Annotated in this window: 16 protein-coding genes and 1 pseudogene; 14 read left to right on the plus strand and 3 right to left on the minus strand. The window is 72.5% G+C overall.

Features of this window, described 5'->3' with window-relative positions:
• Nucleotides 1-165 precede the first annotated feature (165 nt).
• Both malQ and EEJ42_RS25620 read right to left on the minus strand, forming a co-directional pair.
• A complete protein-coding gene (gene malQ / locus EEJ42_RS25615) occupies nucleotides 166-2,334 on the minus strand; it encodes a 4-alpha-glucanotransferase (protein ID WP_123103328.1) in 2,169 nt (722 codons plus the stop codon).
• Entirely contained in the window at nucleotides 2,334-2,621 is a 288-nt protein-coding gene (locus EEJ42_RS25620) for a hypothetical protein (protein WP_123103330.1), read from the minus strand. Before EEJ42_RS25620 ends, malQ begins: the two co-directional genes overlap by 1 nt.
• 424 nt (nucleotides 2,622-3,045) lie before the next feature.
• Here EEJ42_RS25620 and EEJ42_RS25625 point away from each other — a divergent pair, with 424 nt between their 5' ends.
• Nucleotides 3,046-6,048 (plus strand): glycoside hydrolase family 84 protein, encoded by a 3,003-nt coding sequence (locus EEJ42_RS25625; protein ID WP_123103332.1) that lies wholly within the window; start codon nucleotides 3,046-3,048, stop codon nucleotides 6,046-6,048.
• A gap of 85 nt (nucleotides 6,049-6,133) precedes the next feature.
• On the opposite strand, the gene EEJ42_RS25630 is transcribed toward EEJ42_RS25625, so the two are convergent.
• Nucleotides 6,134-6,673 (minus strand): HNH endonuclease, encoded by a 540-nt coding sequence (locus EEJ42_RS25630; RefSeq protein WP_009717897.1) that lies wholly within the window; start codon nucleotides 6,671-6,673, stop codon nucleotides 6,134-6,136.
• Nucleotides 6,674-7,082: 409 nt separating this feature from the next.
• Here EEJ42_RS25630 and EEJ42_RS25635 point away from each other — a divergent pair.
• The 13 genes and pseudogenes from EEJ42_RS25635 to EEJ42_RS25700 all read left to right on the plus strand — a co-directional run bounded on the left by EEJ42_RS25635 (nucleotide 7,083) and on the right by EEJ42_RS25700 (nucleotide 24,969).
• Nucleotides 7,083-8,211, plus strand: a pseudogene (locus EEJ42_RS25635) (mechanosensitive ion channel family protein).
• Between the two features lie 418 nt (nucleotides 8,212-8,629).
• Nucleotides 8,630-9,856, plus strand: a complete 1,227-nt coding sequence (locus EEJ42_RS25645) for an ROK family transcriptional regulator (RefSeq protein ID WP_123103334.1) — start codon at nucleotides 8,630-8,632, stop codon at nucleotides 9,854-9,856.
• A gap of 99 nt (nucleotides 9,857-9,955) precedes the next feature.
• Entirely contained in the window at nucleotides 9,956-11,284 is a 1,329-nt protein-coding gene (locus tag EEJ42_RS25650) for an ABC transporter substrate-binding protein (RefSeq protein WP_123103336.1), read from the plus strand.
• 11 nt (nucleotides 11,285-11,295) lie between these two features.
• The gene (locus EEJ42_RS25655) at nucleotides 11,296-12,249 is read left to right on the plus strand and encodes a carbohydrate ABC transporter permease (RefSeq protein WP_123103338.1); all 954 of its coding nucleotides are present in this window, start codon (nucleotides 11,296-11,298) and stop codon (nucleotides 12,247-12,249) included.
• A 15-nt stretch (nucleotides 12,250-12,264) separates the two neighbouring features.
• A complete protein-coding gene (locus EEJ42_RS25660) occupies nucleotides 12,265-13,170 on the plus strand; it encodes a carbohydrate ABC transporter permease (protein ID WP_123103340.1) in 906 nt (301 codons plus the stop codon).
• Complete coding sequence (locus EEJ42_RS25665) at nucleotides 13,167-14,429, plus strand: 6-phospho-beta-glucosidase (protein WP_123103342.1); 1,263 nt, start codon at nucleotides 13,167-13,169, stop codon at nucleotides 14,427-14,429. The genes EEJ42_RS25660 and EEJ42_RS25665 overlap by 4 nt, the downstream gene beginning before the upstream one ends.
• Nucleotides 14,430-14,491: 62 nt before the next feature.
• Nucleotides 14,492-15,550, plus strand: coding sequence for an N-acetylglucosamine kinase (locus EEJ42_RS25670; RefSeq protein WP_246097373.1), 1,059 nt, complete (start codon nucleotides 14,492-14,494; stop codon nucleotides 15,548-15,550).
• A gap of 124 nt (nucleotides 15,551-15,674) precedes the next feature.
• A complete protein-coding gene (locus EEJ42_RS25675; RefSeq protein WP_184503273.1) occupies nucleotides 15,675-17,084 on the plus strand; it encodes a hypothetical protein in 1,410 nt (469 codons plus the stop codon).
• A 95-nt stretch (nucleotides 17,085-17,179) separates the two neighbouring features.
• Nucleotides 17,180-18,196: a glutamate ABC transporter substrate-binding protein gene (locus tag EEJ42_RS25680; RefSeq protein ID WP_184503274.1), complete on the plus strand. Its 1,017-nt coding sequence runs from the start codon at nucleotides 17,180-17,182 to the stop codon at nucleotides 18,194-18,196.
• Between the two features lie 156 nt (nucleotides 18,197-18,352).
• Nucleotides 18,353-19,696 (plus strand): coiled-coil domain-containing protein, encoded by a 1,344-nt coding sequence (locus tag EEJ42_RS25685; protein WP_123103348.1) that lies wholly within the window; start codon nucleotides 18,353-18,355, stop codon nucleotides 19,694-19,696.
• A complete protein-coding gene (locus EEJ42_RS25690; RefSeq protein ID WP_123103350.1) occupies nucleotides 19,689-22,181 on the plus strand; it encodes a serine/threonine-protein kinase in 2,493 nt (830 codons plus the stop codon). Before EEJ42_RS25685 ends, EEJ42_RS25690 begins: the two co-directional genes overlap by 8 nt.
• Before the next feature lie 3 nt (nucleotides 22,182-22,184).
• A complete protein-coding gene (locus tag EEJ42_RS25695; RefSeq protein ID WP_123103352.1) occupies nucleotides 22,185-23,480 on the plus strand; it encodes a PP2C family protein-serine/threonine phosphatase in 1,296 nt (431 codons plus the stop codon).
• A 121-nt stretch (nucleotides 23,481-23,601) separates the two neighbouring features.
• Nucleotides 23,602-24,969 carry a vWA domain-containing protein gene (locus tag EEJ42_RS25700; protein WP_123103354.1) on the plus strand — a complete coding sequence of 456 codons (1,368 nt, stop codon included), beginning with the start codon at nucleotides 23,602-23,604 and terminating at the stop codon, nucleotides 24,967-24,969.
• The last annotated feature ends 240 nt before the right edge of the window (nucleotides 24,970-25,209 follow it).

Consider the following 25,209-nt stretch of genomic DNA (forward strand, 5'->3'; position numbering starts at 1 on the left):
AATCCACCTCGACGGGTGCGCGGGGGTGGGGCGGAGCCCCGGCATCGCGGACCGGCGGAGGCCCGCCGGGGTCCGGGGGCGGAGCCCCGGCTGGGGGCGGGGGCGGAGCCCCGCTGGCGGGGCCCGGGGGCTGGCCCCCGGTTTCGGGAAGGGGCGGGGTGGGGGCTAATCCACCTCGGCTTTCGGCAGGGTTGCCATCAGGGCATGGAGGCGGGGCGAGGCCGCCAGGGCCTCCAGGGTCATCGGCCTGCCCGCCGCGTCGGCGATCGGCAACCGCCAGTTCGGGTACTGATCCCACGTACCCGGCAGGTTCTGCGGCCGCCGGTCTCCCACCGCGTCCGGGAGCCACACGCCCACCATCCGCGCGGGCGTCCGCAGCAGGAAGCGGTGGACGGCCCGGATCGCGGCCTCCTCGTCGCCCGGCCCCTCCGGCAGCAGGCCCAGCCGTCCCAGCAGCTCCGTCCACTCGGCGACCTCGGCCGCCTCCGCGGCCCGCTCGACGGCGAGCGGGCGGGTGAGCAGGCCCAGGCGGTGGCGCAGGGCGACGTGGTCGCCCGTGAGCCGGGCCGCGGTGCTGGGGAGGTCGTGCGTGGTGGCGGTGGCCAGGCAGTCGGCGCGCCATTCCTCGGGGGTGAGGGGACGGGCCACGCCGCCGCCGTTCCAGTCGCGCTCGAACCACAGCACCGACGTCCCGAGCACCCCCCGCCCGGCCAGGGCCTCCCGAACGCCGGGTTCGACGGTCCCCAGGTCCTCCCCTATGACGGCGGCCCCGGCCCGGTGGGCCTCCAGGGCGAGCACGCCGAGCATCGCGTCGGCGTCGTACCGCACGTACGTGCCGTCGGTCGGCGGGCGGCCCTCCGGGACCCACCACAGCCGGAACAGGCCCATCACGTGGTCGATGCGCAGCGCGCCCGCGTGCCGCAGCAGACCGCGCAGCAGCTCGCGGTAGGGGGCGTAGCCGGTGGCGGCGAGGGCGTCGGGGCGCCAGGGCGGGAGGCCCCAGTCCTGGCCGCGGGAGTTGAAGGCATCCGGGGGCGCGCCGATGGACATGCCGGTGGCGAAGACGTCCTGGAGGGCCCAGGCGTCGGCGCCGGAGGGGTGCACCCCGACGGCGAGGTCGTGCACCAGCCCGATGCCCATGCCCGCGTCGAGCGCCGCGCGCTGGGCGGCGGCGAGCTGGACGTCGGTGAGCCAGGCGAGCCAGGAGTGGAAGTCGGCGCGGTCCAGGTGTTCGCCGCGGGCGCGGGCGGTGCGGGCGGAGTGCGGGTCGGCCAGGCCGTCGGGCCAGCCGCGCCAGTCGGTGCCGTAGGTCTCGGCGAGGGCGCACCACAGGGCGTGGTCCTCGAGGGCCTTGCCGCGTTCGGCGAGGAAGTCGCAGTAGGCGGCGCGGCGGCCGGGGCTGAGGGGAACGGCCCGCACCAGTTCCAGCGCTTCGCGCTTGAGGGCCCAGACCGCGTCCCGGTCGATGAGGGCGCCGTCGCGCAGGACGGACGTACGGAGCGCGGCCGCGGCCTCCAGCAGCCGGTCGGCCCGCTCGCGGGCGGCGCCGCCGAGGTGGGCGTATTCGGGCACGTTCTCGACCCGCAGGTGGACGGGGTCGGGGAAGCGGCGCGAGGAGGGGCGGTAGGGCGAGGGGTCGGTGGGGGCGGCCGGCGTGCCGGGGACCGCCGAGTGCAGCGGGTTGAGCTGGATGAATCCCGTACCGAAGGCGCGCCCGGACCAGGCGGCGAGGTCGGCCAGGTCGCCGAGGTCGCCCATGCCCCAGGAGCGGGCGGACAGCAGCGAGTAGAGCTGGACGAGGAAGCCGTGGCTGCGGGCCGGGGGCGACGGCATCCGGTCGGGGGCCACGATGAGGGCGGCGGTGGCGGTGCGGCCGTCGGGGGCACGTGCGGTGAGGGTATGCGTACCCAGGGGCAAGGGCGTATCCGTAGGCGATCCCGTGCCCAGGGGTACGTCCGTACCCGGGGGCGCCCCCGTACCAGGAGGTAATAACGGGCGCGCGGCGGCCGCAGGCCCCCACCCGCGTGGCGCGCCGTCCTCGGTGCGCACGCGCAGCTCCGTGCCGTCGGGCAGGGCCTCGGCCAGGCCGTCGGGCAGTGCCTGGCGCGGCGTTCCGCCGGGGCGCAGGACCACGCAGGGGGGCAGCAGCCGGTCGCGCTGTCGGCGTTCGTGCCGGTCCAGCGCGTCTTTCACTGATCGGGGGGTGGAGGCGTCCACGCCCAGCGCGGCGAGTACGGCTACGACGGTGTCCTCGGGCACCTGGACGGTGCGGCCCGGGGCGGGCTCGTAAGAGGTGGCGACACCGTGCAGCTCGGCGAGCCGCGCTCTGCCCATCAGTACTCCATCGGCTCCATGGCTGCGTCCGCGCCGGTGCCGGCGGCGGTCGGCTCACTGGTCAGGGGGCGTTCGGTGGCGAGCGGGGGCTCGCTGGTCAGGGGGACGTTGTCGGCGAGTGGGGGTTCGCTGGTGAGGGGCGCCTCGGTGGCGACACCGGACCCGAAGCCGTCCAGTCCGCACAGTCCGCAGTCGGGGTCGGAGACACCGGCGAACGGATCAGGCTCGCGCACGGCTTCGGGCACGGGTTTGGACAGGGCGGTAGGGAGAAGAGCTGACGCGGCCACACGGACCTCCGTGGGGTGTCGGCAGTGTGTCAATGACGAGCCCTACCCACTCAATCCGGCCGCAGACGTAAACGACACCCGGACGTGCCGTACGTCACACCCGCCGGGACAGGCGATTTCGCGGCCGGGAGGGGTCGGGAACACAGAGCTTACGGACAGGGCCCGCCTTCATCCGTCAGACTTGCGGGGGCGACACGACGGCGCGCAGGGGGGCGACCCACGGGGGGCGCACATCCGTCGGCACCACCGCGGTTGCGGCAATGCCGACAGTTCGGTCATGCGCGTTGACACCTCACCGGCGTGCTGGTGGGCTCGTCGCCGATTGGCGCCTTTTGCGGCCGATACGACGGGGCCAGCTATCTGAATCGAGGAGACGCCCGTGCACTTCCGGGGGAAGAGGCCGAGGGCAGTGGGGGCGACGGCCATGGCGGCCGCGGTCATCGGCGGGTTGCTCGGCGGCGCCCAGGGGGCGAGCGCCGCGCCCGTGGACGATCCCGGCACGGCCGGGGCCTCCACACCGGACCGGAACAGCACCGGAGACGTGCCGTCCGTCTGGCCGCGGCCCCAGTCGCTGCGCGCGCAGGGGACGGATGTGGCGATATCCGGCGAAGCCACGCTCATCGCGGACGGCGACGCCGATCCGTACGCGCTGGACGCGCTGCGCACCCTGCTGCACGACGCGGGGGTGCGTACGGTCAGCGAGGCCACCCCAGGGGGCACGCCCCCGGTGCGCGGGCTCGTGGTGCACGCCGGAGGCAAGAGTGCGGAGACCGCCTTGCGCGCGCTGCGGGCGCCGGAGCGCGGCGACCTTCCGTCCGGCGGCTACCGGCTGGCCAGCGGCCGGGTGGACGGCCGCGCCACGGTCGCGCTGGACGGCGTCGGGCGGGACGGCCTCTTCCACGCCGTCCAGACGCTGCGCCAGCTGCTCGTCCAGCGGACCGGGCAGGACACCAAGGCCTTCGCCGGGGTCACCGTCCGCGACTGGCCCGGTACGGCGGTCCGCGGCACCACCGAGGGCTTCTACGGCTCCCCCTGGTCGCAGCGGGACCGGCTGGCCCAGCTCGACTTCATGGGCCGTACCAAGCAGAACCGCTACCTCTACGCACCCGGCGACGACCCGTACCGCCAGGCCCGCTGGCGCGATCCGTACCCCGCCGAGCGGCGCGAGGAGTTCCGCGAGCTGGCCACCCGCGCCCGCGCCAACCACGTGACCCTCGGCTGGGCGGTCTCCCCCGGCCAGGAGATGTGCTTCTCCTCCGACAGCGATCTGAAGGCGCTGCTGAAGAAGGTCGACGCCATGTGGGCGCTGGGGGTGCGCTCCTTCCAGCTCCAGTTCCAGGACGTCAGCTACAGCGAGTGGCACTGCGGCAAGGACGCCGACACCTTCGGCTCCGGCCCCGAGGCGGCCGCGAAGGCGCAGGCCAAGATGGCCAACGCGGTCGCCCGCCACCTCGCCGGGCGGCACCCGGACGCGGCCCCGCTGTCGCTGATGCCGACCGAGTACTTCCAGGACGGCGACACCGAGTTCCGGCGCGCGCTGGCCGCCGACCTCGACACCGCCGTCGAGGTGGCCTGGACCGGCGTCGGCGTGGTGCCCAGGACGATCACCGGCGGTGAGCTGGCCGACGCCCGGTCGGCTTTCGGCCACCGGCTGGTCACCATGGACAACTACCCGGTCAACGACTACGCCCAGGACCGGATCTTCCTCGGCCCCTACACCGGCCGGGACCCGGCGGTGGCCACCCAGTCCGCCGCCCTGCTGGCCAACGCCATGGAGCAGCCGACCGCGTCCCGCATCCCGCTGTTCACAGCGGCCGACTTCGCCTGGAACCCGCGCGGCTACCGCCCCCAGGAGTCCTGGCAGGCGGCCATCGACGACCTGGCCGGGCCGGACGGCAAGACCCGCGCGGCGCTGCACGCGCTCGCCGGGAACGACGCGTCGTCGGTGCTCGGCGGCGACGAGTCGGCGTATCTGCGTCCCCTGACCGAGGCCTTCTGGTCGGCGGTCGGCCGTACGGACGTGGGGCGGCTGGACCGGGCCGCGGACCGGCTGCGCGCGGCGTTCGCCACGATGCGCGACGCCCCCGAGCGGCTGTCCGGGACGCTGGGCGACGACGTACGGCCCTGGCTGGAGCAGCTCGGACGCTACGGGGACGCGGGCGTCCAGGCCGTGGACATGCTCACCGCCCAGGCCCACGGCGACGGCGACCGGGCCTGGACCGCGCGGCTGGCGGTGGAGGGGCTGCGCGAGAAGATCGCCGACAGCCGGGTCACGGTGGGCAAGGACGTGCTGGACCCCTTCCTGAAGAAGGCGCTGGCCCAGGCGGACGACTGGTCCGGCGTGAAGCGGTCGGGCAAGGAGAAGCTCCGCACCCGCGAGGCCGATCACGCGGCCGCCGACGGCAAGGCGACCACCACGGTGGCCTCCCCGGGCAAGCCGGTCACCGTGCGCTTCGGCCGCACCCGCCCGCTGGCCTCGGTCTCCGCGCTCACCGGGCGGTCGGCGGACGGCTCGGGCACCGTCGAGGCCCATGTGCCGGGCGAGGGCTGGCACAGGCTCGGCGCGCTGGCCGCCGACGGCTTCACCCAGGTCGGCGGCAAGGGCATACGCGCCGACGCGGTCCGGCTGAGCTGGGCGGCGGGCACCACGCCGTCCACCGTGCACGAGATCACCCCCTGGTTCGCCGACACCCCGGCCGCCGAGCTGCGGCTGTCGCGTCAGTCGGTGGACGCCGAGGTCGGCGGCCGGTCCGCGACCGTCCGGGCCGAGCTGACCTCCCTGCGCCCCGGCGATGTGAACGACGACCTCAAGCTGCGCGCCCCGCACGGCATCACGGCCCGGGCCCCCGAGGGGGTGACGGCCCCGCGCGGGGCGACGGCGACGGCCCGGATCGAGATCTCGGTCGACGAGGGCACCAAGCCGGGCACGTACGCCGTCCCGGTCCGCTTCGGGTCGGAGCAGCGCATGCTGACCGTCCGGGCCCTGCCGCGCACCGGCGGCCCCGACCTGGCCCGCGCGAAGGGGACGAAGGCGACCTCGTCCGGCGACGAGACCCCCGATTTCCCGGCGTCCGCGGCCATCGACGGCGACTCCGGGACCCGCTGGTCCTCCCCCGCCGAGGACGGCGCCTGGCTCCAGCTGGAACTGGCCCGCCCGGCCCACGTCGGGCGACTCGATCTGCGCTGGCAGGACGCGTACGCCTCGCGCTACCGGGTCCAGGTCTCGGCCGACGGACGCACCTGGCGTACGGCGGCGACCGTCACCGACGGCCAGGGCGGCCGGGAGGTGGTGGGGCTGGACGCCCCGGACACCCGGTTCATCCGGATCCAGGGCATCGAGCGCGGCACCCGCTTCGGCTACTCGCTCTGGTCGGTCGCGGCGTACGCGGTGGAGGAAACCAAGGGCAAGAAGCCGGGCAAGGGCTAGTCCACTCCGAGGTGCCCCTTCGGCTCACCCGCCGAAGGGGCACCTCGGAGGCGCACCGCGCCTCAAAAATGCTTCAGCCCGGGCCTCAGGCAGTTTTACTGCCGTCGATCCGGGCCATCGCGTCATCCGCGCCGAATGCCTCCAGGTATGGCAGCCAGCGCGGGTCCCTATGGCCGGTGCCGATGATGCGCCAGGCGAGGCCGGACGGCGGCGCGGGTTGATGACGCAGCCGCCAGCCGATCTCGGCGACGTGCCGGTCGGCTTTGACGTGGTTGCACCTGCGGCAGGCGGCGACCACGTTTTCCCAGGTGTGCTGCCCGCCACGGCTGCGCGGGATGACGTGATCGACGCTGGTTGCGACGCCACCGCAATAGGCGCATCTCCCGCCGTCACGGGCAAACAGGGCGCGGCGGGTGAGCGGGACGGGCCCGCGAAAGGGCACCCTCACGAAGCGCTTCAGCCTGACGACGCTGGGAGCGGGGATCGCGCGGGTTGCGCTGTGCATCAGGGCGCCTGAGTCCTCGAGGCTGATGGCCTTGTCGTTGAGGACGAGAATGAGCGCGCGGCGGAGCGGTACGACGCCGAGCGGCTCGTACGACGCGTTGAGGACCAGGACATGCGGCACGGATGCCTCCTTGTACGCCGGCGGCGCGTGGCTCGCGCCGGGACGATCTCACCCAGTTTCCCCTGAACCCTGGCCGGAACGCCACTATCACCGGGTTAACGGTTGAGAGGCATTTCCGCGTACCGGACGTATACGGCCCGCACACACTGCACACGGGGCCTTCAGAACTTCGTTGAGTGGCAAGAATCACGGCCCCGGCGGGCCCGGATCGATCTTGCGGCCGTCCGGACGGACGGAGGGCGGCGGAAACCGCGAGCTGAGGCCGCTGGGCCTGCTTTCGTGCGCCCCCTGGGCGCGCTCGCGCGCTGTCGAACACAGGAACGGCAGTTTCCCGCGCCCGGCTACTGTGTGAAGGAATTGCGCGTGCGCCCATCCGCGCGGGCATGCCGTACACCGAAGGGTTGCCGCTGTGTTCTGGTCCGCTGCTCTGGCCGCTGACTCGACGCCTCGTCCCACGACCCCGACGACCTTGGACGATGCGCACAGGAGCGCCACCAACGCCGCGGGCTGGGTGGAGGAGAACTGGTCCACCTGGCTCAGCGTCGGGCTGCGCATAGCCCTGATCCTCTTGATCGCGTTCGTGCTCCGGTCCGTCGTGCGGCGGGGGATCACCAAGCTGATAGAGCGCATGAACCGCACGGCCCAGGCCGTGAACGGCACCGCGCTCGGCGGGCTGCTGGTCAACGTCGAACGGCGGCGGCAGCGGTCCGCGGCCATCGGCTCGGTGCTGCGCTCGGTCGCCTCGTTCGTGATCATGGGAACCGCGGGGCTNCTCGGTCGCCTCGTTCGTGATCATGGGAACCGCGGGGCTGATGATCCTCTCCGCCCTCCAGATCAACCTGGCGCCGCTGCTCGCGAGCGCCGGTGTGGCGGGTGTGGCGATCGGTTTCGGCGCCCGCAACCTGGTCACCGACTTCCTCTCCGGCGTCTTCATGATCCTCGAGGATCAGTACGGGGTGGGCGACTCCATCGACGCGGGGGTGGCCTCCGGCGAGGTGATCGAGGTCGGCCTGCGGGTCACCAAGCTGCGCGGGGACAACGGGGAGATCTGGTACGTCCGCAATGGCGAGGTCAAGCGGATCGGCAACCTCAGCCAGGGCTGGGCGACGGCCGGGGTGGACGTCCAGATCCGCTCCGACGAGGACCTGGACCGGGTCCGCGAGGTGATCAACCAGGTCGGCGTGGACATGGGCAAGGACGAGCCGTGGAACGAGCGGCTGTGGGAGCCGATCGAGGTGCTGGGGCTCACCGCGGTCTACCTCGACTCCATGGTCGTCCAGGTCTCGGCGCGAACCATGCCGGGCAAGGCGCTCGGCGTCGAGCGCGAGCTGCGCTGGCGGATCAAGAAGGCGCTGGACGAGGCGGGCATCCAGCTGGTCGGCCACCCGCCCGAGGCGAACCTGGCGACCGAGGCGGCCGACGGGTCGGCGGGCATGAACGCGCCGTCCGCACTGGCCAACCCTGACTCGCCGCAGTCCGTGGCGGCCAGCCCCCTCGCACCGCCCACCACGACGACACCGCCCGCCCCCTCGAAGTAAGGGGATTGCGACGCCGCAGGCCCCCTTCTCCGCGGCGGCCGCTTCACCGGTCACCGAGAGATAGTGCTGGTTGTGGCCGGTGACGGTGAGTCCGGAGCCAGCTGGTCACGGCGTCGGTCTGCTGCCGGGTCGGCCCGAACCGCGCCCTGGCCTGCCGCGCCGTCAGATTTGCCGCTGTCGGCGGCGGCGCCCCGGTCCGAACTCCCCGTGGCCCAGGTGGGCTTGGTCGCGCTCAGGGGTCCCACCCGGACGGTGCCGTCGCAGGCCCCCTTCGATGACTTGTCCATGCCAGGACTACGGCTTCGCCAAGAAGACACCCAATCCGGACGCTCACCCCCATTGACGCCGCCTCGGAAGCGCCCTACCTTCCTCTTCATCAATAGGAAAGTTTCTTAACAGAGTGAGGCGGGGCACCACCATGGCCGCACCACCCCCCGGCAACTCCACCCCCAACGGCACCCCCGGGACCCCCCGGGTCCTGCGGGCCATGAACGACCGGGCCGCGCTGGACCTGCTGGCCGCGCACGGCCCGCTCACCCGGACCCGGCTCGGGGAGCTGACCGGGCTGTCCAAGCCGACCGCCTCGCAACTGCTGACCCGCCTGGAGTCCGCCGGGCTGGTCCGGCCGACCGGCAACGTGACCGGACGGCCGGGGCCCAACGCCCAGCTGTACGAGATCAACCCGGCCGCCGCCCACGTCGCGGCGCTCGCCGTCGACCAGGAGGGCATCAGCGCCGCCGTCGCCGACATCACCGGCCAGGTGGTCGGCGAGCACCGGGTGACCGCCCCCACCACCGACGAGTCCCTGACCGGCCGCACCGCGGAGCTGGTGGCCGAGGCCGTCGACGGCGCCCTGGCCGCGGCCGGGCTCGACCGGACCGACCTGCACGGGACCGTCATCGGCACCCCCGGCGCCCTCGACCCGCGCACCGGAACCCTGCGCTACGCACCGCATCTGCCCGGCTGGCAGTCACGCGCGCTGCGGGACGAGCTGGCCGAGGTGCTGCACACCCCGATCGTCATCGAGAACGACGTCAACCTGGCGGCCGTCGCCGAACAGCACCACGGCACGGCCCAGGACTTCGACGACTTCGCCCTCGTCTGGGCCGACGAGGGCGTCGGCGCGGCCATCGTGCTCGGCGGCACCCTGCTGCGCGGGGCCACCGGCGGAGCCGGGGAGATCGGCTACATGCCGCTGCCGGGGGCGCCGCTCGCCCGCGGCGGGCCGGACGCCGCGGCCGCGCCGGACGGGGGCGGCGGGTTCCAGAAGCTGGTCGGCTGCCCCGCCGTCGTGGAGCTGGCCAGGGAGCACGGCATCGAGGCGCCCACGGCCGCCAAGGCACTCACCGCCGCGCTGCGCACCCCGGGGGCGGGCGACGCGGTGCTGACCGAGCTGGCCCGGCGGCTGGCCACCGGGCTCGCCTCCGTCGTCGCGGTGGTCGACCCGGAGCTGGTGGTGCTGTCGGGGGAGGTCGCGCAGGCCGGTGGGGAGCGGCTGCGCGAGCTGGTCGAGACCGAGCTGACGGGGCTGGCCCTGCCCCGGCCGGAATTGCGGATCAGCGATATCGAGGGGGATCCGATACTCATCGGCGCGCTGCGTCAGGCGGTCGCCGATGCCCGTAACACCGTTTTCGATACTGCCTGAGTTTCGATACCGCCCGAGCTCGTTCCCGAGACCGATACCGCCTGAGATCGATAGCGCCTATTTCGATACCGCCTGAACTCCCCGCAAGGAAGTACCGCCATGCCACCAAGACTGGCTGTTCTCGCCTCGGTGCTCGGCGCCGGTGCCCTGCTGCTGGCCGGTTGCGCGAATCCCAGCACCGGCAGCGCGACCGACGATCCGACCAAACCCGTCACACTGAAGTTCTGGCACGGCTGGTCGGAGAAGAACGAGGTCAAGGCGATCGATGCCAGCATCGCCCGGTTCGAGAAACTCCACCCCAACATCAAGGTGAAGACCACCGGCAATGTCACCGACGCCACCTTGAACCAGGCGCTGCGGGCCGGCGGGGACGACGCTCCGGACGTGGCCTCGTCGTTCACCACCAACAACGTCGGACAGTACTGCTCGTCCGGGATGTGGGCGGATCTCGACCCGTTCATGAAGAAGACCGGACTGGACAAGAACAAGGTCTTCCCCAAGACGCTGCTGGACTACACCAGCTATGACGGCGACCAGTGCGCGCTGCCGCTGCTGGCCGACGCGTACGGCATGTACTACAACAAGGACGCGTTCCGGGAAGCCGGGATCTCCCGCCCGCCGCGCACCATGTCGGAGCTGAAGCGGGACGCCGTCAAGCTGACCAAGCGCACCAAGAACGGCGGTTATGAGCGGGTCGGCTTCATGCCGAACTTCCGGCTCTACCAGAACAGCCCGGACCGCCTCTTCGCCCAGTGGGGTCCGACCTACTTCGACAAGGACGGAAAGGCGCGGCTGGCGAAGGGCAGCGCCGCCAAGGACTTCTTCGCCACCACCAGGGACCTGGTGCGCAGCCAGGGCGGTTACGGTCCGCTGGAGAAGTTCCGTACCTCCTTCGGCGACGAGATGTCCTCGCAGAACGCCTTTCTCACCGGCAAGCTGGCCATGCACATGGACGGCGAATGGCGCGGCCTCTTCATGAAGGGCGCCAAATTCAAGTGGGGCACCGCCCCCCTCCCGGTGCCCGACGACCAGCCCGAGACCTACGGCCGGGGCTATCTCACCGGAACCGTGATCGGCATCGGGCACAGCAGCAAACACCAGAACGCGGCGTGGGAACTGGTGAAATTCCTGACCGCCGACACCGACCAGGTCGTCTCCTTCGCCAACGCCATCCACAACGTGCCGTCCACCAAGGCCGCCCTCGCCTCCCCCAAGCTCGATCCCGACCCCACCTTCCGCGCCTTCCTGGACATCGCGCAGAACCGATACAGCACCGCCCTGCCCGCCTCGATCAACGGCGGACAGTACGTGGTCTCCCTCCAGGACTTCTCCTATGGCGTCGAAGAAGGCAAGGAACCCGATCTGGACAAGGGCCTGAGGGAACTCGACAAGGAAATCGACGCCGACAATCTCCAGGCTCAGAACTGACGGAGCGCGACATGGCCACAGTGATGAACTCCCCCGCCCTGCGCCGCAAGGCCGTGCGCGAGCGGTTGCGCACCCTCGGTTTCCTCTCCCCCTGGCTGGTCGGTTTCACCGTCTTCTTCGGCTATCCGCTGGTCGCCACCGTCTATTTCTCCTTCATGCACTACAACCAGATCGAGACCCCGACCTTCGTGGGGCTGCGGAACTGGCGGTATGTGTTCGAGCAGATGCCGCTGTTCGGCCCGGCACTGTGGAACACGCTCTGGCTGGTCGTGGTGATGGTCGCGCTGCGGGTCGTCTTCGGCCTCGGCATCGGTCTTCTGGTCACCAAGGTCAAGTCCGGGGTCGGTTTCTTCCGCACCGCGTTCTACCTGCCGTATCTGGCTCCTCCGGTGGCGGCCACCGTCGCCTTCGTCTTCCTGCTCAACCCCGGCACCGGCCCGGTGAACGACATCCTCGGGAAGGTCGGGATCTCCGCCCCCAACTGGTTCAACGACCCGACGTGGGCCAAGCCGTCGCTCGTCCTGCTGTCCCTGTGGGGCATCGGCGACCTCATGGTCATCTTCATGGCGGCGCTGCTGGACGTGCCGAAGGACCAGTACGAGGCGGCCGACCTGGACGGCGCCGGGGCGCTCCACAAGTTCCGCTATGTGACCTGGCCGTCGATCACCCCGATCGTGATGTTCGCCGTCGTGACGGGCGTCGTCCAGACCATGCAGTACTACACCCAGGCGCTGGTGGCCGGAAAGCTCGCCTCCGGCGTCAGCATCGGGCCCGGTTCGGTCATCCAGCCCGGCTATCCCGACCACTCCACCCTCACCGTGCCGCAGCTCGTCTACTCGCTCGGCTTCCAGAACTTCAACACCGGAGCCGCCTGCGTGCTCTCGCTCGTGCTCTTCGCGATCGCGATGGCAGTGACGACGCTGCTGATGCGCCGGCGCGCCGGCCTGCTGTCGGCCGAGGACTGAGAGGACCCGTCCGCCATGACCACAACCACCACCCTCACCGCGCCCTCCGCGCCCGTCCGTCCCCGCGCCCGGCGCTCCCCCGCCCCGGCCGCCCGCCGCCGCGCCGCGCTCCACTGGATCGCCGTGCACACCGTCGCCATCGCCACGGCGCTCTTCTTCCTGCTGCCGTTCGTCTTCGTCTTCCTGACCGCCGTGATGAGCGACAGCCAGGCGATGAGCGGCGCCCTGTGGCCCACCGAATGGCACTGGTCGAATTACGCCGAGGTCTTTCGGACCCCCGGTTTCCTCGACTGGTGGCGCAATTCGCTGATGTACGCGGTGCTCGGCACCCTGTTCACGCTCTGCTCGTCCATTCCGGTCGCGTACGCGCTCGCCAAGTTCCGCTTCCGCGGCCGCCGTACCGCCATGATCCTGGTCATTTCGACGATGATGCTGCCGCCGCAGGTCATCGTGGTGCCCATGTATCTGGTCTGGGCCCAGCAGTTCCATCTGTCGGGCTCGCTGTGGCCCCTGATCATTCCGATGGCGTTCGGTGACGCGTACTCCATCTTCCTGCTGCGCCAGTTCCTGCTGACGATTCCGCGGGAATACCTGGAGTCGGCGAGGGTCGACGGCTGCGGGGAGTTCCGCACCCTGCTGCGCATCATCGTTCCGATGGCCAAGCCGGGCATCGCGGCCGTCGCGCTCTTCCAGTTCTTCTACTGCTGGAACGACTACTTCGGCCCGCAGATCTACGCCGCGCAGAACCCGGGCGCCTGGACGCTCAGCTACGGACTGGAGAGCTTCAAGAGCGCGCACAGCGTCAACTGGAACCTGACGATGGCCGCGACGCTGCTGGTCATGGCCCCCGTCATCATCGTCTTCTTCTTCGCCCAGAAAGCCTTCGTGGAAGGCGTCACACTGACAGGAGTCAAGGGTTGAAACTCGCAGTCGTGGGGGGCGGGTCCACCTACACCCCCGAACTCATCGACGGGTTCGCCCGGTTGCGGGACGTGCTCCCGATGGAGGAGCTGGTCCTGGTCGACCCGGCCACGGACCGGCTGGAGCTGGTCGGCGGGCTCGCCCGCCGGATCTTCGCCAAGCAAGGCCATCCGGGGAAGATCTCCTGGACCGACGACCTGGACGCGGGCGTGGACGGCGCCGACGCGGTGCTGCTCCAACTGCGCGTCGGCGGCCAGGCCGCGCGCGACCAGGACGAGACCTGGCCGCTGGAGTGCGGCTGCGTCGGCCAGGAGACCACCGGCGCGGGCGGGCTCGCCAAGGCGCTGCGTACCGTCCCGGTGGTGCTGGACATCGCGGAGCGGGTGCGCCGCCGCAACCCGGACGCGTGGATCGTGGACTTCACCAACCCGGTCGGCATCGTGACCCGGGCGCTGCTGACGGCCGGGCACCGGGCCGTGGGCCTGTGCAACGTCGCCATCGGCTTCCAGCGGAAGTTCGCGAAGCTGCTGGGCGTGGCGCCCGGGGAGGTGACGCTGGAACACGTCGGCCTCAACCACCTCACCTGGGAGCGGGCCGTGCGCATCGGCGGCCCGGACGGCGAGGACGTGCTGCCCAAGCTGCTCGCCGAGCACGGCGACGCGATCGCCGACGACCTGCGGATGCCGCGCGACCTGGTGGACCGGCTGGGCGTCGTCCCGTCGTACTACCTGCGCTACTACTACCAGCACGACGCCGTCGTACGGGAGCTGCGCACCAAGCCGTCGCGGGCGGCGGAGGTCGCGGCGATCGAGCGCGAGCTGCTGGAGATGTACGGCGACCCGGCGCTGGACGAGAAGCCGGAGCTGCTGAGCCGCCGCGGCGGCGCGTTCTACTCGGAGGCGGCGGTCGATCTGACCTCGTCGCTGCTGCGCGACAGTGGGGAGGTGCGCATCGTCAACGCGTTCAACGACGGCACCCTGCCCTTCCTGCCCGACGACGCGGTGATCGAGGTCCCGGCGGCCGTGGACGCAACGGGCGCGAAGCCGCTCCCGGTGCGCCCCCTGGAGCCGCTGTACGCCGGGTTGGTCGCCCATGTCACGGCGTACGAACAGCTGGCGCTGGAGGCAGCGTTGAAGGGCGGGCGGGAGCGCGTCTTCCAGGCGCTGCTCTCCCACCCCCTCATCGGCCAGATCGACTGCGCCGAGAAGCTGACCGACGACCTGATCGCGCACAACCGGGAGCACCTGGCGTGGGCCTGACGCAGTCCGAACCGGCCGGTTCCGCACCGGCCTCCCCCTGCTCCGCCGCACCGGGGCCGTCCGTGCTGGCGATCGACGCGGGCAACAGCAAGACCGACGTCGCGCTGGTCGGCCCGGACGGAACCGTGCTCGGCACGGCCCGCGGCGGCGGCTTCCGGCCGCCCGTCGTGGGCACCGAGCGGGCCGTCGGGGGGCTCGCGCGGCTGGTGGAGGAGGCGGCGCGGCGGGCCGGGGGCTCCGGTCCGCCGCGGGTCGGGCACGTCTCCGCGTGCCTGGCCAACGCCGATCTGCCGAGCGAGGAGGAGGCCCTGACGGAGGCGCTGACCGGCCATGGCTGGGGCGATACCGTCACGGTCGCCAACGACATCTTCGCGCTGCTGCGCGCCGGGGTCGCGGACGACGGCGAGCCGACCGGCGTCGCCGTCGTCTGCGGCGCGGGCATCAACTGCGCCGGGCTGGGCCACGGCGGGCGCACCGCCCGCTTCCCCGCCATCGGGCGGCTCTCCGGCGACTGGGGCGGCGGGGGTTTCCTGTCGGAGGAGGCGCTGTGGTGGGCGGCGCGTGCGGAGGACGGCCGGGGCGAGCCGACCGAGCTGGCCCGCGCCCTCCCCGCGCACTTCGGCCTGACCACGATGTACGAGCTGATCGAGGCCGTCCACCTGGGGCGGCTGGAGCCGTCCCACCGCTACGCGCTGACGCCGGTGCTCTTCGCGGTGGCCGCGGGCGGCGACGCGGTCGCGCGCGCGATCGTCGACCGCCAGGCGGAGGAGGTGGTCACGATGGCGACGGTCGCGCTGACCCGGCTGGACCTGCTGGCCGAGGAGACGCCGGTGATCCTGGGCGGCGGGGTGCTCGCGGCCCGGCACCCGCAGTTGGACGACCGGGTCCGCGAACTCCTCGCCGAGCGCGCCCCGAAGGCCGCGCCCCGGGTCGTCACGGTCCCGCCCGTGCTCGGCGCGGCGCTGCTCGGCCTGGACGGCACCGGCGCGCCACCGGCGGCGTACGCCCGGCTGCGGGCGCACTACGACGGGGCCGAGGGGGCGGCCACGCAGCGTGCGCGAACGGGCGTCACGGAAACTGACGGTGACGAAATGGGAACCGGGAGTCCCTCCCGAGCGTAATCAAGGTGGGGAGAGAAGATCGCGGTCCGAGCAAGATCCAGGCAAGACCGGTGACCTGACCGGGGGGCGCGGTCCATACTTCTGCGGACAGTGACCGTGGGGTCCGGACCAAGGGGGAGGTCTTGTGTCATCTCTGTCGACGACCGGCAGACCAGCGCCGCCGCCCGCGCCTGCGGCCCCGCCGCGGACCGCGTGGCGGGAGGGCCTGGACCGGTTGCGGACCGCGGCCACGACCGAGCCCGGGCGGCTGCGGATCATCGGAGCCGTGCTGGCCGCGCTGGTGGTGGCGTTCGGGGCGGTGACGGCCTGGCAGGTCTCCGACCGGCAGACCGCGGCCGACGCGGTGGCCGAGCACAGCCAGCCGCTGAGCGCGGACGCCGCACGGATCTACCGCTCGCTGGCCGACGCCGACACCACGGCGGCGAGCGGCTTCCTGGCGGGCGGTCAGGAGCCCGCCGCGGTGCGCACGCGCTATGAGCGGGACATCGACACGGCGTCCGAACTGCTGGTGCGGGCCGCGGCGAACACCGAGGGGTCGGCCTCGGCGCGCGCCGAGATACGGAAGATCAGCCAACTGCTGCCGGTCTACACGGGGCTGGTCGAGTCCGCTCGCGCCAACAACCGCCAGGGCCTGCCGCTGGGCGGCGCGTATCTGCGGTACGCGAACGACACGATGCGCACCCGGCTGCTGCCCGCCGCCGACCGGCTGTACGAGGCGGAGACCGCCCGCCTCGGCGACGACTACGGGGACGCGAAGTCCTGGCCCTGGGTGGCGATAGGGCTGGGTGTGGTCGCACTGGCCGCCCTGGGCTGGGCCCAGCGCCGCAACTACCGGCGGACCAACCGGGTGTTCAACCACGGGCTGCTGGGCGCGTCCGCCGCCGCCACGGTGGTGCTGGTGTGGCTGGTGGTCGGCCATGCCATCGCCCGCGCCGACCTGAGCGAGTCCGACGACCACGGGGCGAAGTCCCTGCGGGTGCTCAACGAGGCGCGGATCGCCTCGCTGCGCGCCCGCGCCGACGAGAACCTGACGCTGGTCGCGCGTGGCGCGGTCGTCGTCGACAAGGACGGCGCCAACAAGGGCAAGGACGCCTACGAGGTCAGCTACGCCTCCCGGATGGCCGGGCTCGTCGGCGGCGGGTCCGGTGACCGCCCCGCCGAGGGCAGCCTGCTGGACCGGGCAGACGATCTCGCCGACGACGGCGGGGGCCGGGAGCCGGTGGAGGCGGCCGCCACGGCGGTCCGCGCCTGGCAGGACCGCCACAAAGCGGCCCGCAGCGCCGATGACGCGGGCGACTACAAGGACGCGCTGGAGAAGGTCATCGGCACCAAGGACAGCACCGGCGAGTCCTTCGACCGGGTGGACGACGAGCTGGCGGAGGCGCTGGGCCATGAGCAGCGGCAGTTCCAGCAGGCCGCCGACAGCGGGCGCGGGGCGTTCACCGGGATGGCGGTCGGGGCCGGGGTGCTGGCGGTGCTGGGCGCGGCGGGCGCGGTCCTGGGCATAGGCCGCAGGCTGTCGGAGTACCGGTGACGGCGATGGGGGGCGGAGACATGCGAGCGACGCGGACACGACCGGCACGGCCGCGATCGGCACGACTGCGATCGGGGCGGATGCGATCGGCGCGGATGCGATCGGGCCTCGCCGCGGTGGTGTGCGCCCTCGGGGTGACCACGGCCCTCGTGGGGCCCGCGCTGGTGGACGGCGGGGACGACGCCCGCCGGCCCCAGGCGTCTGAGCGGTCCCGCCCGGGTCCGCACCCCCTGGGCGCCGGTTCCGAGGCGGCGGCAGAGGACTGCGAGAAGCCGGAGGCGAGCCTGCGGCCGTCGGGCGCGAGCGGACCGGCCATCAAGCGGATCAAGGAACGGAAGATCCATGGGCACAAGGTCGGCAAGCTGATCGCGGGCGTCGACCAGAACAGCTACCGCTGGGGCTATCGCGACCCGGCCACCGGCGAGCTGACCGGGTTCGACATCGACCTCGTGCGCGCGATCGCCAAGGACATCTTCGGCGATCCGGACGCGGTCATCTACCGCACCATTCCGACCAGTCAGCGCATCAAGGCCCTCCAGCAGGGCAAGGTGGACATCGTGGTGCGCACGATGACCATCAACTGCGACCGGATCAAGGACGTGGCCTTCTCCACGGCCTACTTCCAGGCCGGACAGCAGGTGCTGGTCCCCGACGACTCGTCCATCACCGGCTACAACACGACCCTGCGCGGCAAGAGGGTCTGCACGGCCCAGGGTTCGACCGCCGAGGCCGTGCTCGACGAACCGGACAAGGGCGCCAAGGCGCTGGGCGCGATCAAGGTGAAGCCCGTTCCCAACCAGCTGGACTGCCTGGTCAGGCTACAGATGGGTCAGGTGGACGCGGTGATCACGGACAACGCGCTGGCGGCGGGCCAGGCCGCCCAGGACCCCTCCGTCAAGCTGGTCGGCCCACGATTCACCGATGAGCTGTACGGCGTGGCGATGAACAAGAACGACGACGACCTGGTACGCCGGGTCAACCAGGTCCTGGAGGACTACCGCAGAGGCGGCGCCGACAGCCCCTGGCAGCGCGCCTACCGCACCTGGCTCGCGGAGGATTTCGGCAGGACACAGCGGAACCCGGCACCGCCGGATCCCCTGTACAAGAACTAGAGGGGCCAAGAACTAGGAGAGCCAGGACTGGGAGGACCGGCGAGGAGCGGAGGATCACGGACCGGCCAGGATTAGCGCCCGGTTCATACGCGTAGGGATGTCGCAGCAGACGGATCACGCCTGACGGATACGGACACGGACTCGGAGAGGTGATCGATGGGGGTCCCGGGACCCTTCCCCGGCTCCGCGGGGACACCCGAGGGGCCGGCCATGGGCCGCGAAGAGGTGGACCGTGCGCTGGCGAGGCTCGGCGCCGAGCACGAGGCGATCGAGACGTCACTGCTCGCCCTCCAGGACCACGCGGGCAGAAGGCTGCTCGAAGGCGCCGAGCTGACGGGCGTCACCAAGGAGCGGTGGGCCACCACCGAACAGGCCATCTCACTGCTGTGGAGCTATTTCGACGCGTACACGGACGCCCTCCGGCGCGCCCGCGAGGTGCGCTCCCGGCACCGCTGGTCCACCGCGGGCGAGCTGGCCGAGCTGACCGAGCTGCTGCGCGGCCCCGGAATCACCCTGCCCAGCACCGCGACCCTCACCGGATCGCCGCTGCTCAGCGAGCAGTTGAGCCTGGACCTGCTGGTCGACCGGATGAACCGCTGGTATGCCGAGGCGCTGGACGTCATCGTCACGGCCGACGCCGTGTGGTCCGCGTTGCCCGCCCGGATCGACATGCTCTCCGCCGAGCTGCACCGCACCCGTTCGCTCGCCCACTCGGTCGGGGTGCGGCCCGGTGAGCACCCCTCGGGCGACGATCTGGAGCAGATCACCGCCGAGCTGACCGCGCTGCGCGCCGAGGTGGTCTCCGATCCGCTCGCCTTCTGGAAACCGGCCGCCGGGAGTTCGGCGCCCGGCGGCGGCAGTCCCGACACCGTCCGCTACGACCGCGCCGCCCGCGCCCTGGACGACGTACGGCGCGAGATCGAGGCCGTCCTGGACGTCCGGCAGGACGCGGAGCGGCGTCTGATGCGGCTGCGCGATGTGCTGTCCCGCGCCGATCGCACCCTCGCCGAGGCCCGGCAGGCGCGCGGTGAGGTGCTGGCGAAGATCGCGGCGTCCGAGGTGCCCGCGGTCAGCGGCCCGCCGACCGCCCTGCACGAGCAGCTGGTCACGGCCGCCGACTACCGCCGGCGCTCCCAGTGGCACCGGCTCTCCCCGCTGCTGGAGAGCCTGGAGCAGCGCGCCGACGACGAACTGCTGCGCGCCCGCGAGTCGTTGACGGCGGTGACCGCGCCGCTCGCGGTCCGCGCCGAGCTGCGCGGACGGCTGGACGCGTACAAGGCGAAGGTCGCCCGGCACGGTATGGCGGAGGACCCGTTCCTCGTGGAGCGGTACGACGTGGCGCGCCGGATGCTGTGGAGCGCCCCGTGCGATCTGCGCGCCGCCGAGCAGGCGGTGCTGCGCTATCAGCGGGCGGCCGCCGAGGCGTTGGCGCCCCGGCAGCAGGATCCCGCCGGTCATGGTGCCGCCGATCGCGGCAGCGAGGGGGAGCGCTATGAGTGACGTCGTCACCTGCCAGCGGCGTGAGTGCGGCGGGACGTACGAGGACGTGGGCGGCGGCGAGCTGTACTGCGGCACCTGCGGGATGGCTCCGGTGGTCTCCCCGCAGGGCATGGTGAGTTCGCCGCCCACCGGGGTCGCGGGCGGCGGGAGCCATGGCTCGTCGTCCCGCTCCTCGCGCGCATCCCGGCCGTCCCGTTCGTCGTCGTCCCGGCGTTCGGTGTCCGGGCGGCTGACCCGGTCCTCCTCCGGGCGCTCCTCGCGTTCGGTTTCGGTGCGCGGCTCCGGCTCGTCCTCGACCGCCTCGGGGCGGAACGCGCTGGGTGCGGGCCTGGTCAGCGTCCCGGAGGTGCCGCGCCCCGATCCGCGTACGGCGGTGCTGGCCAACCCCGAGGTGCCGGAGCGGAAGCGGTTCTGTAGCCGGGGCGACTGCGGGGCGCCGGTGGGCCGCTCCCGCGGCGACCGGCCGGGCCGCACCGAGGGCTTCTGCACCAAGTGCGGTCACCCCTACTCGTTCGTGCCGAAGCTCGGGCCCGGCGACATCGTGCACGGGCAGTACGAGGTGGCGGGCTGTCTGGCGCACGGCGGGCTCGGCTGGGTCTATCTGGCCATCGACCGTGCGGTGTCGGACCGCTGGGTGGTACTCAAGGGCCTGCTGGACACGGGCGACGAGGAGGCCCTGGCGGCCGCCGTGTCCGAGCGCCGCTTCCTCGCCGAGATCGAGCACTCCAACATCGTCCGGATCTACAACTTCGTCGAGCACCTCGACCAGAACACGGGCAGTCTCGACGGCTACATCGTCATGGAGTACGTCGGCGGCAAGTCCCTCAAGGACATCGCCAACGCGCGGCGCACCCCGGACGGCAGGCGCGATCCGCTGCCGGTCGAGCAGGCGTGCGCGTACGGGATCGAGGCGCTGGAGGCCCTCGGCCATCTGCACAGCCGCAACCTGCTCTACTGCGACTTCAAGGTCGACAACGCCATACAGCAGCAGGACCAGCTCAAGCTCATCGACATGGGCGCGGTCCGGCGGGTGGACGACGAGGACAGCGCCATCTACGGCACGGTGGGCTACCAGGCCCCGGAGGTCGCGGAGCAGGGGCCCTCGGTCGCCTCCGACCTCTACACGGTGGCGCGCACGCTCGCGGTGCTCACCTTCGATTTCCAGGGCTATACGAACGTCTTCGTGGACAGCCTCCCGGACCCCGAGCACATCGAGGTCTTCCGGCGGTACGAGTCGTTCTACCGGCTGCTGGTGCGGGCCACCGACCCCGACCCGGGGCGCCGGTTCTCCTCCGCGCAGGAGATGTCCGACCAGCTGACCGGGGTGCTGCGGGAGGCCGTGGCGCTCCAGACCGGGCGGCCCCGGCCCGCGCTGTCGACCCTCTTCGGGCCGGAGACCCGGGTGGTGGACACGGCGTTGTTCGCCGAGCAGGGCCAGGACGCGTCCCTGCTGGGCGGGCGGACCACGGACCGGGGCGGGCCGCCGGGCGGTCCCGTACCGCCGCAGGGCCCGCCCGCGCCGCCGCAGGGTCCGCTGTCCCTGCCGCTGCCCGCCATCGCGCCGCTGGACACCCGGGCCACCGCCCTCGCCCTCCCCGTGCCACTGGTGGATCCCTCCGATCCCAACGCCGGATTCCTGGCCGGGCTGCTGTCCGCCCCGCCCGCCGAGGTCGGCGCGGCACTGCACACCGCGCCGGTCGACTCGCCCGAGCTGCGGCTGCGCCGGGTGCGCGCCCTGCTGGAGCTGGGGCAGGCGCAGGAGGCGGGTGTCGCGCTGACCGGTCTGGAGGCCGCGTACCGCGACGACTGGCGGATCGTCTGGTACCGGGGGGTGCACGCGCTGGCCACCGGCGACCACGAGACGGCCGCGCTGTCGTTCGACGCCGTCTACGACGCGTTCCCCGGGGAGCCCGCGCCGAAGCTGGCGCTCGGCGTCTGCGCCGAGGTGCTGGGCCAGTTGGACAACGCGGCGGAGTACTACCGGCTCGTGTGGGCGACCGATCCGAGCTTCGTGAGCGCCGCCTTCGGGCTGGCCCGGGTCCGGCTGTGCTCCGGGGACCGGGCGGACGCGGTGCGGGTCCTGGAGTCGATCGCGGAGTCGTCGATCCACTACACGGCGGCCCGGGTCGCCGCGGTGCGGGCCCGGCTGCGCCAGCGGGCCGCGCGGGAAGCGCTGCTGGCCGATCTGACGGCGGCCGCCCTCCAGGTGGAGCGGCTGGGCGAGTTGGGCCTCGACGCGGTGCGGCGCGAGCGGCTGTGCACGGAAGTCCTGGGCAGTGCGCTGGATTGGGTACTGTCCGGCAGCAGCGGCGCGCCGCCGGGCCAGACCCGGCCGCCGCTGCTCGGCAGCAGCCTGGACGAGCGCGGGCTGCGGTTCGGACTGGAGCGCTCGTACCGGGTACTCGCCAGGCTCGCGCAGCGCGGCGAGGAAAGGATCGAACTGGTGGAGCGGGCCAACCGCTACCGCCCCAAAACGTGGGTGTGATCGATGTCGCAGATGCCACAGCTGCCCCAGCTGTCAGCCTGCCCGACCTGTGCAGAGCCGCTGGAGGCTGGAGACAACTACTGTGGCGGGTGCGGGGCCGACTTGTCGGCGGCCGTGCCGTCCGCCCGGCAGGAGCCGGAGGACTACCGGCTGGCAGCCCCGGCACCGCCCCCGGTAGCCGACCCGCGGACCGCGGCGGCACTCGACGCCCCGTCCCCGCCGGGCCCGGCGGCGCCCGGCGCCCCACTGACCACCCCCGCCGACGCACCCGTCGGCCCGGACCCGCACACTCGGACGCACACCAGTACAGGCACGGCATCGAGCGCGGGCACCGGCACCGGGGCGGACCCCCGGCTGCCCGGCGGCAACAGCCGCCCCCGGTGCGCCGCGTGCCAGGAGGGCACCATCGACAGGGACGGATACTGCGAGCACTGCGGGCACGCCCAGGCGCGTGAGCGCGACCATATGGAGCGGGAGTTGGCGGGCGTCGCCGCGGCGAGTGACCGCGGACTGCGCCACCACCGCAACGAGGACGCGTTCTCCGTGGCCACCGCCGCCCTCCCGGACGGCTCACCGGCCGTCGTCGCGGTGGTCTGCGACGGGGTCTCCTCGGCCACCCGGCCCGACGACGCGTCGGCCGCGGCCGCCCACGCGGCGGAGGCGTCGCTGCTGACCGCGCTCCCCCGCGGCGCCCACCCCCAGCAGGCCATGAACGAGGCGATCGTGGCCGCGGCCGACGCGGTCACCGCGCTCGCCCTGGAGACCGGCGCGCCGGGCCCGCACGAGGAGCCCCAGCAGCGCCAACAGAACGCTCCGGCCTGCACCATCGTCAGCGTCGTGGTCACCGGCGACCTGCTCACCGTCGGCTGGATCGGCGACAGCCGCGTCTACTGGGTGCCCGACGACCGGACCACTCGGCCCGCCCGGCTCACCGAGGACGACTCGTGGGCGGCACAGATGGTGGCGGCGGGGCTGATGTCGGAGGCCGAGGCGTACGCGGACGAGCGGGCGCACGCCATCACCGGCTGGCTCGGCGCGGACGCCTACGAACTGGAGCCGCACACCGCCTCGTTCAAGCCGGACCGGCCGGGGGTCGTGGTGGTGTGCACCGACGGGCTGTGGAACTACGCCGAGTCGGCGGAGGAGATGGCCCGCGCGGTGCCGCCGGACGCCCGGGGCAGGCCGCTCCAGAGCGCGCGGGTCCTGGTGGGCCACGCCCTCAACGGCGGGGGCCACGACAACGTAACAGTGGCCGTGGTGCCGTTCCCCGCCCCGCCGGGAGGGGCAGGATCCGCCTGACGGCCCGAGGGGGACGGGCTCCGGCCCGGAGGGGCGGCGCCGGACGCCATCACTCCGCCCACGCTCTCGCGGCACGACGTGATGCCCATATGTCCCTGTGGAGCGCCAAGGAGCGGATCGAATGGCCAATTTCTCCAAGTCCCAAGCGCCGCGGTTCTCGGTCGACGTCTATCAGAACGAGTACCTCCCGGAGGGAGGCCGTGAGGTCAACGCGATCGTCACGGTCACCTCGACCGGCGGCGGGACGACCGGAGGGATGCCGATACCCGCTCCCGTCGCCGCCCCCGGCCGGTACGCCACGGGCGGCGGCGCGGCCGACGCGGCCGTGGTGATCATGGTGGACTGCTCCGGCTCCATGGACTATCCGCCGACGAAGATGCGCAACGCCCGGGACGCGACCGCCGCCGCGATCGACACGGTGCGCGACGGGGTCGCCTTCGCGGTGATCGCGGGCACTCACAAGGCGGTCGAGGTGTTTCCGGGCAACGGGCGGCTGGCGACCGCGGACCCGGTCACCCGCGCCGAGGCGAAGGACGCGCTGCGGCGGCTCGGCGCGGCCGGCGGCACGGCGATCGGCACCTGGCTGAGGCTCGCCGACCGGCTGCTGGGCACCGCGGAGGTCTCGATCCGGCACGGCATCCTGCTGACCGACGGCCGCAACGAGCACGAGACGCCGGAGGAGCTGCGGGCCGCGCTCGACGCCTGCGCGGGCCGCTTCACCTGCGACGCCCGCGGGGTCGGCACCGACTGGGAGGTCAAGGAGGTCACCGGGATCGCCTCCGCCCTGCTCGGAACGGCCGATATCGTGGCGAATCCGGCCGAACTGTCCGCGGACTTCACGCAGATGATGGCGACGGCCATGCGGAAGGAGGTCGCGGACGTCCATCTGAGGCTGTGGACCCCGGTGGGCGCCGAGGTGGTGTTTGTGAAACAGGTCGCACCCACGGTCGAGGATCTGACCGATCGGCGCACCGAGGCCGGACCGCGCTCCGGCGACTACCCGACGGGGTCATGGGGGGACGAATCACGCGATTATCACGTGTGCCTGCGGGTCCCGGCGGCGGAAATCGGCCAGGAAATGCTCGCGGCCCGGGTCTCCCTCGTCCTGCCGCAGCCGGACGGCCAGGGCCCTCCGACCCCGCTGTCCCAGGGGCTCGTCCGGGCCGTGTGGACGACCGACATGACCGCCTCCACCTCGATGAATCCGCAGGTCGCGCACTACACGGGCCAGGCCGAACTGGCACAGGTCATCCAACAGGGCATGGATGCGCGTAAGTCCGGCGATGTCGAGGGAGCGACCGCCAAGCTGGGAAGGGCCGTACAGCTGGCGAACGTCTCGGGGAACAAGGACACGGCGAAACTGCTTGCGAAGGTGGTGGACGTCGTCGACGCGGCGGCAGGTACTGTGCGACTGAAAGCGAAGGTTGCGGAGGCGGACGAGATGACACTCGAAACACGCTCTACCAAGACAGTTCGCGTCAAGAAGTAGCACGAAGAGATCACGTTACGGCAGAAATGCCTAGAACGGCACAAGAGGGGGATCACCGACATGCCGACCTGCCCTAACGGCCACCAATCGGCGGCCGACGACTGGTGCGAGGTGTGTGGCCACCGGATGTCGGGGACACCCATGCCCTCCGGCCACATGCCGCCGCCCCCGCCACCCCCTCCGATGCCGGGCGGCCCGGGTGCGCCCGGCCCCGGCGGCTACGGCGGCCCGGCCCCGGGC

It is taken from the genome of Streptomyces botrytidirepellens, assembly GCF_003721215.1.
GTDB lineage: Bacteria > Actinomycetota > Actinomycetes > Streptomycetales > Streptomycetaceae > Streptomyces > Streptomyces himastatinicus.